At 55.5% G+C, this 12,047-nt stretch carries 10 protein-coding genes; 5 read left to right on the forward strand and 5 right to left on the reverse strand.

Going from position 1 to position 12,047, the window contains the following annotated elements; all coding sequences use genetic code 11:
* Nucleotides 1-8: 8 nt before the first annotated feature.
* A complete protein-coding gene (ftsH, locus tag PS2015_RS13760) occupies nt 9-1,877 on the reverse strand; it encodes an ATP-dependent zinc metalloprotease FtsH (RefSeq protein ID WP_058022768.1) in 1,869 nt (622 codons plus the stop codon).
* Between the two features lie 162 nt (nt 1,878-2,039).
* On the opposite strand from ftsH, the gene PS2015_RS13765 reads away from it, so the two are divergent.
* Nucleotides 2,040-3,443, forward strand: coding sequence for a xanthine permease (locus PS2015_RS13765; protein ID WP_156412751.1), 1,404 nt, complete (start codon nt 2,040-2,042; stop codon nt 3,441-3,443).
* A gap of 13 nt (nt 3,444-3,456) precedes the next feature.
* Here PS2015_RS13765 and folK read toward each other — a convergent pair whose 3' ends face one another.
* Genes folK through tsaD form a run of 3 tightly spaced genes read right to left on the reverse strand, consistent with a single transcriptional unit; the run spans nt 3,457 to nt 5,476 of the window.
* On the reverse strand, nt 3,457-3,978 hold the full coding sequence (gene folK, locus PS2015_RS13770; protein ID WP_058022769.1) for a 2-amino-4-hydroxy-6-hydroxymethyldihydropteridine diphosphokinase: 522 nt from the start codon (nt 3,976-3,978) through the stop codon (nt 3,457-3,459).
* A gap of 29 nt (nt 3,979-4,007) precedes the next feature.
* Nucleotides 4,008-4,379, reverse strand: coding sequence for a dihydroneopterin aldolase (gene folB / locus PS2015_RS13775; protein ID WP_058022770.1), 372 nt, complete (start codon nt 4,377-4,379; stop codon nt 4,008-4,010).
* Nucleotides 4,379-5,476: a tRNA (adenosine(37)-N6)-threonylcarbamoyltransferase complex transferase subunit TsaD gene (tsaD, locus tag PS2015_RS13780; protein WP_082628146.1), complete on the reverse strand. Its 1,098-nt coding sequence runs from the start codon at nt 5,474-5,476 to the stop codon at nt 4,379-4,381. Before tsaD ends, folB begins: the two co-directional genes overlap by 1 nt.
* A gap of 159 nt (nt 5,477-5,635) precedes the next feature.
* On the opposite strand from tsaD, the gene rpsU reads away from it, so the two are divergent.
* From rpsU to rpoD, 4 genes are all read left to right on the forward strand, one after another.
* Nucleotides 5,636-5,851 (forward strand): 30S ribosomal protein S21, encoded by a 216-nt coding sequence (gene rpsU, locus PS2015_RS13785; RefSeq protein WP_058023391.1) that lies wholly within the window; start codon nt 5,636-5,638, stop codon nt 5,849-5,851.
* A 45-nt stretch (nt 5,852-5,896) separates the two neighbouring features.
* A complete protein-coding gene (locus PS2015_RS13790) occupies nt 5,897-6,355 on the forward strand; it encodes a GatB/YqeY domain-containing protein (RefSeq protein WP_058022771.1) in 459 nt (152 codons plus the stop codon).
* Nucleotides 6,356-6,374: 19 nt separating this feature from the next.
* Complete coding sequence (dnaG, locus tag PS2015_RS13795) at nt 6,375-8,192, forward strand: DNA primase (protein WP_058022772.1); 1,818 nt, start codon at nt 6,375-6,377, stop codon at nt 8,190-8,192.
* Between the two features lie 92 nt (nt 8,193-8,284).
* Nucleotides 8,285-10,150 carry an RNA polymerase sigma factor RpoD gene (rpoD, locus tag PS2015_RS13800; protein ID WP_058022773.1) on the forward strand — a complete coding sequence of 622 codons (1,866 nt, stop codon included), beginning with the start codon at nt 8,285-8,287 and terminating at the stop codon, nt 10,148-10,150.
* A 278-nt stretch (nt 10,151-10,428) separates the two neighbouring features.
* Here rpoD and PS2015_RS13805 read toward each other — a convergent pair whose 3' ends face one another.
* Entirely contained in the window at nt 10,429-11,997 is a 1,569-nt protein-coding gene (locus tag PS2015_RS13805; protein ID WP_058022774.1) for a DUF3612 domain-containing protein, read from the reverse strand.
* Nucleotides 11,998-12,047: the final 50 nt, after the last annotated feature.

Consider the following 12,047-nt stretch of genomic DNA (forward strand, 5'->3'; position numbering starts at 1 on the left):
AGACACTCTCAGCCGGTTGCCTTCAGTAACCGGCTTATTTCTTCCCGCTCCAGCGTTTCATTAGCCAGCAATCCATCAATCAGGCGCTGCAAAGCCTCTTTATTGGCCGTGAGCAGCTCATCGGTGCGCCGCTCAGCCTCAGTGATGATACGCCTGACCTCCTCGTCAATCCGTCTGGCCGTAAACTCACTGTAATCGCGCTCCTGTGTCATCTCATAACCCAAAAACGGGTGCTCAGTACCCAGATGGAAATGTACCGGCCCGAGCTTGTCACTCATGCCCCACTGCGCCACCATCATGCGCGCCAGGCGCGTTGCCTGTTCAAGATCATTGGCCGCACCACTGCTGATATTGCCGAGCATCAGGCGCTCGGCACCGCGACCTGCCAGCAAAACTGACAATCTTGACAGGACATAAGGTTCTGTGAAGTTGTGACGATCCTCATCCGGCAACTGCTCTGTCACCCCCAGCGCGCGACCACGGGGGATGATCGACATCTTATGTACCGGGTCAGTATCGGGCAGCATCATGGCCACCAATGCGTGACCACTTTCGTGCACGGCGGTGCGATGCCGCTCAGACGGATTCAGCATATCCAGCCGTTCACTGCCCATGACCACCCGATCGTGCGCCTTGCCCATATCCTCAGCCGTAATTTCATCGGCGTCACGGCGTGCCGCCAGCAGTGCCGCCTCATTAGCCAGGTTGGCCAGATCCGCGCCGGAGAAACCTGCCGTCATACGAGCCATCTCTTCCAGGTTCACATCATCTGCCAGTGGCAATTTGCGTGTATGGACTTTTAATATGGCCAGGCGGGCGGCCTGCTGAGGCAACTCCAGCGTGACCTTGCGATCAAAACGACCCGGTCTTAACAGGGCCGGGTCCAGCACATCCGGTCTGTTGGTGGCTGCCAGCACCACCACCGCTTCATGAGCCGAAAAACCATCCATTTCAGCCAACACCTGATTAAGCGTCTGTTCTCTTTCATCGTTACCGCCGCCCAGACCCGTGCCACGCATACGTCCCACAGAGTCGATCTCATCAATGAAAATAAGGGCTGGAGCCCGTTTTCGGGCTTCTTTGAACATGTCACGAACCCGGGATGCCCCCACCCCAACAAACATTTCGATAAACTCGGAACCGCTGATGCTGAAAAAAGGCACCCCCGCCTCATGAGCTGTCGCTTTGGCCAGCAAGGTTTTGCCGGTACCGGGTGGCCCCATCAGCAGTATGCCACGCGGCATGTGCGCACCTATTTTGCGGAATTTTTCCGGCTGTTTAAGAAAATCGATGATTTCCTGCAGATCCTGTTTGGCCGAATCGGCGCCAGCAACCTCGTCATAGCCGACACTGTTCTCGGTTACCTCAAACAGACGGGCGCCTGAACGCGAAAACCCGAACAGCCCATCGCGGCCACTGCCACCCATGCGTCGCTGCATCATGCGGCTCAGATAGATAAAAAAAGCAATCATCAGCAGCCAGGGCAAAAATCCCAGCAAGAGCTGCAGCCAAAGCGGCTGTTCCGCCGATTCAGCGCTGATCAGTACATTCTGCTGCTCCAGAAGAGGCAGCAATTGCTCATCACCGGAGGCCGGCTGCACGCTGATAAATCGTGTCTGACTGCCATCACTGCCCCGGTAAGTGCCCAGCAACTGATCACCACGAAAAGTGACCTCTGACACTTCGCCCTGGCGTACAGCCTGTTTAAAGTCCGAATAGCTTAATGATTCACGCGCTGGCTGCGACACTGCAAAAAACAGGTAGTACACAATAAAAACCAGCATCATCCAGAACCAGGTCTGCGAATCGAACGGCCCCGGCTGACCCGCCGGCTGCTTTGGTGAGTGCTGTTGATTTTTCTCGGAATCTTGTTCCATGAGCGCTATCCCGGCTAAAAAAACTGATGACTGATCTTAACAGCATGCCGCAAAGGCTGAATACGTTCAATTTAACGACGAATGTCTTTGCCCTGACCCTGGCAGTTGGTTAAGATCGGGGCGAAGAATCTACAACACTATAACAAACAAGAGACTCTGATTATGCTGACAGTTCGCCGAGAGGGAGAAGTCCAACCCGGTATCAAGTGGGGCCCCTTCGTATTTCGTATTCCCTTCATTCACGCCCGATTTGCACTACCTGAGTTTCTGCAGGGAATTTGCGTTGCCGGTGCCACCGGTCTTGCACTGGTCCCCGTTATGACGGCGTCCTTTGGCCTGAGCTTCGAAGAAGCCGTCACCATGGCCATGTTCCACACCATGCTGATCGCCAGTGCCTGGTTATTTTTTGGTGACCCGGTGGCACCGGGCTGGCTGACCCCGGCACTTCCCTTCATCTTTGCCTTTGTGCTGGGAGGAGGCAATTCACCCGAAGAGCAGTTTCAGTTAATGACTGCCCTGTCGCTGAATTTTGCCGCCTTGTTGATCATTCTGGGCATAACGGGGTTCGGAGCAAAACTGGTGGCCTGGGTGCCAAATGTCCTGAAAGGCGGCATCATTCTGGGCGCAGCGGTGGCCGCGTTTATTCGTATCTTTGATCCGAATGATGCGGCCAGTGCGCTCAATCTGACCCCGATTGCAGCCGTCAGCTCGCTGGCACTGTGTATGTTCCTGACCTTCTCCAAGCCCTTTCAGCGCCAGGCCGCACAGATGCCCTGGCTGGCCAAAATTGCTGGCCTGGGACTACTGCCTGCATTCGTAGTAGCAGGTATCGTCGGGTATTTTACCGGCGAAATGGAATTCAACATCCGCAGCGGCTTGCTGGATGTGCCGACGCATGCTGCATCACTGTGGGATAAAGCGTCACCACTGGTGATCGGCTGGCCGGACATGTCTATGTTCCTTGCCGCCCTGCCCTTGGCGTTTATCACTTACATCCTGTTTTTTGGGGATGTAGTGACTGGCGAGGAGATGATCAAAAACTCCCAGCCCATGCGCCCGGATGAAAAACTGGACGTGAACAGCAATCGCCTGCACATGTCCACCGGTATCCGTAATGCCGCGATGGCCGTTGTGGCGCCGTTTTTTGGTACTCAAGGGGTATTGTGGACAGGTATCCAGGTAATCGTGCTGAAGCGCTGGGCTTCCGGTCGTGACAAGATGGACTCCATCTTTGATGGCATCTCGGCTTACTACGTGTACGGCTTTCCGGTGCTGTTTATCGTGCTGCCGATTGTCACACTGCTGCAACCGCTGTTACCAATCGCGCTTGCGGTGACGCTGTTGCTGACCGGCTTTGCCTGCGCGACCCTGGCGTTGACCACCGTGACCGATACCACCGAGCGTGGGGCCATGGTGCTGACCGCAATGGCCTTTGCATTGTTTGACCCATGGACAGGCCTGCTGGCTGGCCTGGCAACCATTCTGGTCGTTGTTGGCCCGCATGTATTCTCAGTTAAAAAGCAGACGCCTGAAGAACCGACCTCGGCGGAGGCCGCGCCGGACTGAAGGGTCTAATAACTTAGCTGGCAGTGGCAGCAGATATCTGCTGTCCCTGCCAGCTGAAGTCAACGGGCCAAAGACGTTGACAGGATTTATCGTAGGCCTGCCAGAGTCCTTGATAGGTCTTTCCGGAATGCGGATCTGTGCGATCGCCACAGATTTGCGCCATCGGCCAAAGCACAAACGCGTTACGGGTAATTTCTGGGCGCGGCAGTGTCATGCCACAGTGTTCTCCCTGCAAATCACCGAATGTCAGAATATCAATGTCCAGGGTTCGTGCTGAAAATCGCGGCACATCGCGACGGCGACCGTTGGCATCTTCCAGGGCCTTGATCGAATGACTGATATCCTTCAACGGCATAGTGGTGTCAGCGGCGACCACCATATTGAGAAAGTTACTACCATCGAAACCAACTGCCTCACTTTCAAACACAGAAGACAGTGTCAGTGGCCCAAAAAGGCGTTGCAATCCGGTTAATGCCTGACGAATGTGATAGTCGGCATTCTGGTTACTGCCAAGGCTCAGCGTCAGTTGTGTCATGAAAAAAGATTCCGTGCAGTCGCGAAGATTCAGAGCGGCAATTGCGCCGGGCGTGTGCCACGCTCAATGATCACGCCCACATCCCTTGCACCGGTGACCGCTCCTGGTTTGCCCAACCGCAGACGCAACCAGTTCACCGGAAACTCACTCAGCACAATGTCGGCAACCCGCTCTGCCATGGTTTCGATCAGTAAGAATTCCGCTTCTTCAATAAACGCAATCAACCGCTTGGAGACGGCTTTGTAGTCCAGTGTCAAGTTGATATCTTCGGTCTGCGCCGCCACACGAATATCAGTCGCCATATCCAGATCGAGACTGACCGTTTGTCGAATTTTCCGTTCCCAATCATAGATGCCAATCACAGTCTGAATTTCCAGCTCGCGTATGTAAACAATATCCATCAGGAAGCCTCAGTATCAGGGCGAAATACGGACAGGCCGTGCGAAGGGTCAAGCCGGGTGTTAAATGCGCTCAGTGGTGGCAGCTTATCCATGGGCCAGCGAGCTCTGGCCCGGATGGCCAGACCTTCCCGCTGCCCGGCCATCAAGCGCTGGCAACCGGCATACGCAATCATGGCGCCGTTATCAGTGCAAAACCTTGGCTGAGCATAAAACAATCTGGCACGCCGGGATTCAACCATGGCCTGCAGTCCTTCGCGAAGCCGGGTGTTGGCACTCACTCCACCGGCAATAATAAGGGATTTGAGGCCAGTATGCTCCAGCGCCCGGCGGCACTTAATCACCAGGGTCTGCACCACGGCCTCTTCAAAGGCCAGCGCCACATCTGCTTTGTCTTGTTCTGTCAAGCCATCGGGCCGGGCGGCCAGCTCTGCCAGTGTATTGCGGACATAAGTTTTCAGACCGCTGAAACTGAAATCCAGTCCTGGCCGGTTGACCATGGGCCGCGGAAACTCAAATCGTCCTGACTGCCCCTGTTGCGCGAGAGCGGCGACCCTCGGTCCGCCGGGATAAGACAGGCCCAGCATCTTGGCCACCTTGTCAAAAGCTTCCCCGGCGGCATCATCCAGAGACTCACCCAACAGGGTGTACTCGCCAATACCATTCACGGCTACCAGTTGAGTATGCCCGCCCGATACCAGCAGCGCTACAAATGGAAACTGCGGGGGATGTTCTTCGAGCATGGGGGCGAGTAAGTGCCCCTCCATGTGATGTACCCCTACCGCCGGGACATTCCAGGCCAGCGCCAGTGAACGACCCAGTGCCGCACCCACCAGTAATGCGCCGATCAGACCAGGGCCAGCGGTGTAGGCCACTCCATCGATGGAAGCGGCACTGATGTTTTTGTCTGCCATCAACTGCCGGATCATCGGCAGGGTTTTGCGCACATGATCGCGCGACGCCAGCTCCGGAATCACCCCGCCATAACGGGCATGCATCTCGATCTGACTGTAAAGGGCATCGCCCAACAGACCCTGCTCACTGTCATAAATGGCAATGCCGGTTTCGTCACAGGAGGTTTCCAGACCCAGAACGCGCATAAAAACTCATTGATTTATCAAAAAAGACGTGAATAATACGGCAGCCCTCGCCGATTAGCCAGCCAGAGCCACTGTAAATGCAATTAGCTTTTGCATTTCAGGAGAAGTCGCATTAACATATGCGCCCCTTTAAATTGAATGGAAAGGTGTCTGCACACTATGCCAATGGTAAAACTGAAAGAAAACGAGCCGTTCGATGTGGCTCTGCGCCGCTTCAAGCGTTCATGCGAGAAAGCTGGCGTTCTGGCGGAAGTCCGTCGTAAGGAATTCTATGAAAAGCCCACTGCTGCCCGCAAGCGTAAAGCAGCTGCAGCGGTCAAGCGTCATCTGAAGAAGCTGTCACGCGACAACAAGCGAACCAAGCGCCTCTACTGATCACCGCCAGAGGCAATCACCAGACTCTGCTACCGGAATCCCGTTATGGCCGACAGTGCGTTGAAAAATCAGCTGACTGAAGCGATGAAAGACGCGATGCGCGCCAAAGACAAGGCCCGCCTGGGCACTGTCCGGATGGCGCTTGCCGAGATCAAAAGGATCGAGGTAGACGAACGCATCGAGCCAGATGATTCACGGGTGTTGTCACTGCTTGAAAAAATGATCAAGCAGCGCAAGGAGTCTCTGCGCCAGTACGAAGAGGCCGGCCGTACCGATCTGGCCGACATCGAGCAGGCCGAAATCGCTGTGCTGCAGGAGTTTATGCCTGCCGCCCTGAGCGAACAGGAACTGGACGCCATCATCACGCAGGCACTGTCTGATACCGATGCCAAAGGCATGCAGGATATGGGCAAGGTGATGGCTGCGGTTAAACCTCAGGTAGCGGGGCGCGCCGATATGGGCGCCATCAGCCAGACGATCAAAAGCCGACTCTCTAACATCTGACAGACTTCCGGGGGCTGACATGGCAGGTCTGATTCCCCAGAACTTCATCGACGATCTGCTCAGCCGGGTCGACATCGTTGAAGTCATCGACAAGCGGGTCAAGCTGCGCAAGACTGGTAAAAACTATTCGGCCTGCTGCCCTTTTCATCAGGAAAAAACCCCCTCTTTCAGTGTCGAACCTGAAAAGCAGTTTTATTATTGCTTTGGCTGCGGCGCCGGCGGCAATGCCCTGGGTTTTGTGATGGATTTCGATCACAAGGATTTTCCGGAAGCCGTTGAGAGCCTGGCAGCCGAACTCGGCCTGGATGTGCCAAGGGAGCAGCGCGGTGGCAGTGACACCCAACGCAAAGGCGAGCACGATGAATTGCTGGCCGCACTTGAACAGGCCTGTCTGTATTATCAACAGCAACTGCGCCAGCACCCGTCGCGCGAGCGAGCCGTCAATTATCTGAAATCACGCGGCCTGACCGGTCAGATCGCCAAGCGTTTCGGCATCGGCCTGGCGCCACCTGGCTGGGAAAACCTGCTGCAGCACCTGGAAAACTACAAGATCAGCCGTAGCACACAGGAGAAAGCCGGCCTGATCATTGCCCGCGAAACCGACAAGCGCAAATCTGACACTGACAGTCACTATGACCGTTTTCGCGACCGCATCATATTCCCGATCCGCGATGCGCGGGGTCGCGTGATCGCCTTTGGCGGGCGCGTGCTGGGTGACGACAAACCCAAGTACCTGAACTCACCGGAAACACCGGTCTACCACAAAGGCCGCGAACTTTATGGTCTTTACGAGGCCCGTCAGGCACGCCGCAAACCTGATCGATTCCTGATTGTCGAAGGCTACATGGACGTGGTGGCGCTGGCTCAGCACGGTATTGATTTTGCCGTGGCCACGCTAGGCACAGCTACCAACACAACCCATCTGACCCGACTGTTTCGCATGGTGCCTGAGGTGGTGTTCTGCTTTGACGGCGACGCTGCCGGTCGAACAGCCGCCTGGCGCGCACTGCAGGCCTCGCTGGGCTGCATGGAGGATGGCCGCCAGATTCGCTTCCTGTTCCTGCCCGAAGGAGAAGATCCTGATACGCTGGTGCGCAAGGAAGGGGCCGAAGCATTTCTGAACCGGCTGACATCTGCCCGCTCGCTGTCTGATTACTTCTTTGAACACCTGCAAGAAGACCTGGACGCCACCAGCATGGATGGCCGGGCACGCCTGTTCAGCAAGGCCATTCCATTGATCAAGCAACTGCCACGCGGGCTGTTTCAGCAATTGATGCTCGACGAACTGAGCCGCATTACTCACAGCCAGCGCGAAACCATCAATGAATTGCTGCAAAACGCGCCAACTACCCAGACATCCGTGAGTCACGAAGAAGCAGAGGCGCCGCCACCGCCCGACATTCCGCTGCCGCCGGCGGTAGCCTTGCGCACGGCCGCACCTCAGCAACGCGTGAAGAAACCCGCCGCGCTGGCTGCTATTGAGCTTCTGCTGCATCAGCCCGACCTGGCTCTGTCCACGGAGGTCGATATTGATGCCTTGCGTGAACTGAACGACCCAGATCTCCTTCTGTTACTGGATTTGCTTGAATTTGCTCGCAGCCATCCCAATATAAACACCTATGCGCTTTTGGGGCACTGTTATGGCACCCCGACCGGCAAACGTCTGACACAATTGCTGAAAGCCGAAAAAATAACCCCGGCCTCAGGCCGATCGCATGAATTTTCTTTTATAATCAATTCATTACAACAAGAGGCTCGCAAGCAGGCCTTACACAAACAACTGCTTGAACGATTGAAACCACATGCACGGTCAGCTAAAAACGACGCCAGCAATTAGGGCTTGCGTCTGGCATGATTGCTATTGCAGAGCTATAATGCCCGGCTGATTTTTATTTTTAATCCGTCACCAGTCAAACCGAATGGGAAGCTATGTCTGATACGCGCCCGAGCTCAGCTCAATCCGGCTTAAAAGCCCTCATCGCCAAAGGCAAGGAACAGGGTTATCTGACCTATGCCGAGGTCAACGATCACCTGCCAGACACCATTTCCGACCCGGATCAGGTTGAAGACATCATCCAGATGATCAACGACATGGGCATCAAGGTGTTCGAAACAGCACCGGATGCCGACGCCCTGTTGTTAGGCGACGGTGACGATGGCGAAAGCGGCACCGATGAGCTGGCCGCCGCCGAAGCCGCTGCCGCACTGGCTGCTGTTGAAAACGAAGCTGGCCGGACGACCGACCCGGTGCGCATGTATATGCGCGAAATGGGCACCGTTGAGCTGCTGACCCGGGAAGGCGAGATTGTCATCGCCAAGCGGATCGAAGAAGGCCTTCGCGAACTGATGAAGTCCATGGCCAGCTTCCCCGGCACCATCGAGCATGTACTGAATGAGTACAGCCTGGTCGCCTCCGAAGAGCGCCGCCTGAGCGATATCATTACCGGCTACCTGGAAGTCGACGAAGAAGTACCCGCCGCAAGCGCTTCCGCCGACAGCGATGATTCAAGCGATGACAGCAACTCTTCCTCCGATGATGACGATGATACCGTCGCCGTGACTGACGACGAAGAGACCACCTCGGGCCCTGATCCTGAAGAAGCCCGCCTGCGTTTCGAGGAGTTAAGCAAACAACACCAGACCACTGAGGCTGCACTCAAAAAGCACGGCCGTGGACACAAAAAATCCCTCGCGGAACTGGACAAGCTGGGCGATCTGTTTAAAACATTCAAACTGACCCCCAAGCTGTTTGATCACCTGGTCAATCAGGCTCGTGTCGCGCTCTTCCGTGTCCGTCGACACGAGCGTGGCATTATGACGCTATGTATCCGCAATGCTGGCATGCCACGCAAGATATTTGTCACCACCTTCCCCGGCAGCGAAGTGGATGAAAAGTGGATTGAACAGTTTGCCAAGAGCAAAGAGCCGTGGGCCACGCGTCTTCAGGACGTTGCCGAAGAAGTACTACGCACTCAGCGCAAGCTGCAGGCCATGGAAGAAGAAAGCGGACTGACCGTCGCCGAAATCAAAGAGATCAACCGCGGCATGTCCATTGGTGAAGCCAAGTCACGGCGCGCCAAAAAGGAAATGGTCGAGGCTAACCTGCGTCTGGTGATCTCCATTGCCAAGAAATACACCAACCGCGGACTGCAGTTCCTGGACCTGATTCAGGAAGGCAATATCGGCCTGATGAAGGCGGTGGACAAATTTGAATACCGCCGTGGTTACAAATTCTCCACGTATGCGACCTGGTGGATCCGTCAGGCCATTACCCGCTCGATTGCTGACCAGGCACGCACTATCCGTATCCCGGTACACATGATCGAAACCATCAACAAGCTGAATCGTATCAGCCGCCAGATGGTGCATGAAAAAGGCCGTGAGCCTACCCCGGAAGAGTTGGGTGAGCGCATGGACATGACCGAAGACAAGGTGCGTCGGGTACTGAAGATTGCCAAAGAGCCGATCTCCATGGAGACGCCTATTGGTGACGATGAAGACTCACATCTGGGTGATTTTATCGAGGACTCCACTGTTGAGTCACCGGTTGATTCCTCCATTGAAGAAGGTCTGCGTGAAGCGACCCGTGAGGTGCTCAACAGCCTGACCGCGCGCGAAGCTAAAGTACTGCGCATGCGTTTCGGCATCGACATGAATACTGACCATACGCTGGAGGAAGTCGGCAAACAGTTCGACGTGACCCGTGAGCGCATCCGTCAGATAGAAGCCAAGGCTCTGCGCAAACTGCGCCACCCGACGCGTTCTGACCATCTGCGCAGCTTCCTGGACGAGTAACGCTGGGGACGGAGGCGGTCTACGTCCCCATTTAATCGATTGGTTTGCGCGTCTTGGTGGTAAACGGGGTGACGGTCGGCCACATTCCTTACGGGAAATTCCGGCGCTGCAGAACTCGACCTCGCGGCTCAGCCGCTCGGGACTCAAACAGGCTTCGCGCTTTATCGGAATTTCCCGTAAGGAATAAACGTGGCCTGATTGACCGTCACCCCGTTTACCACCAAGACGCTTGATCACTGCCAGTACACTGGGGACGTAGACCGCCTCCGTCCCCAGCGTCAGCACTCCTCTCTGATTGCCTGCTGCATGCGCTCCATCACTGTCAGTGTGTCGGATGATTCCACCGCCGGATAGCAGCCAGGTGTGCGTGGGCACATGGTGCCGCGCGAGCAGATCAATCTGGCCGGATTGTTCAGGCCTCTCTCTACCCAGGCTATGTTGAGAATTCGGCCAGCGCTGAGCAGTGCCTTGTGGATGGGGCGGGGGATTTCGCTGTTGCCGCCGTTTTTGCTGCAGTCTTCTTTCAGGGCGGCGGCTATTTCGGTGCCGGATTGACCGGCCGCATCGAGTGCCGGGTTAAGATCGATACCGGCGCACAGTACGTGTGCATTGCCAGCCATGTCCTGATCCGGCTTGGACTCACAGCAGTATATTCTGGGTCCGTCGCGCGTATCCATCACGGATATCTGCGCAGAGGAGCCTTTGAGCGGATCGCCGATCAGGCGGAACACGGCCCAGTGCTGGCATGGGTCCTCAACCTTTCGCATATTTCCCCAGGGCAACGGAATTCCGTTTCCCCGGTAGACGGCTTTTAAAGTGCCCGGGGCGTAGGCATCAAAATAGTGCCAGTGCGGATAGGGAGATACCGCAGTCATTCTGCGCATAACTACTGATGGGGACACATCCAGTTGTTTATGAATATCTATTTCATAACCATGTCTGTCCAGCAGTTGCCGAAACGGAACCTTGGGACACAACAAGGCGCCTGCAAAAAAACTGCATTCAAAATCGCGCCAGGCGTTCAGAATATCCTGGGCGTCAAGCTCGGAACTGGCGAGTCGCCCCGAGCTGTTGCTGCTTGGACTTTTGCCAGCCAGCAGAACACTTTTCAGGCCATCCTTGTTATGCAGCGTAAAATGTCCTATATGTAGTGCCAGGTCGTATTTTAATCGTCCGGTTTGTGACTTCAGAATCTCATTCAGATACAAAGTGCCGGGTGGATCAAAAAAGGAACGGACTGTACTGAGCGAGGACACTCCCGTTTCATCGCGCACATCCTGCGGCATGCGAGAAAACCACTTGATCTTGACACCCTGCTTTTTCACGATCTCCAGCATATCGTCCACATGCAAAGGCAGTCGCTTGCCACCGACTTCTTCGGCCGCGCGTTCGATATCCGGAAAGTGATTACGGTTATGTTCCTGGTGGGCACGTATCAGCAAATGTGCCAACTGCCGGCCGCTGGTGCCGGTCTGCGCCAGCATTTCCGGAATAGCAATCTGCAGAATATCCTGACTGAACAGAAATCCCGGCTCTAACGCCATGCCAGCGATGCCGCCTCGACCCGTTTTATCAGGCGTAATCGCAGCTTCTGCAGCCGCATCATCCATGAACCATTGCGGATCTTTCTGGAACACGGATGCAATCACGGCCAGTGTTTCGCGCGCAGGAATGCGCTTGCCCCGTTCAATCATGGATAAATAAGACACTGACGGCGCGAGCTCGGCATCCACTTTGATGCAACGTGCAGACAGATCCTCCATGGTCAGATGATGCCGCTTGCGCAGGTTGCGTATTTTGGTTCCCAGAAAATGTGAGCGTCGCGTCAGCGTCTGTGCCTGGCTCATGAGCAGGAATCCTGTTAAGTCAGAAAGTTCTCTTCGGTGTAAAAAGCCAT

Source organism: Pseudohongiella spirulinae, assembly GCF_001444425.1.
Taxonomy (GTDB): domain Bacteria; phylum Pseudomonadota; class Gammaproteobacteria; order Pseudomonadales; family Pseudohongiellaceae; genus Pseudohongiella; species Pseudohongiella spirulinae.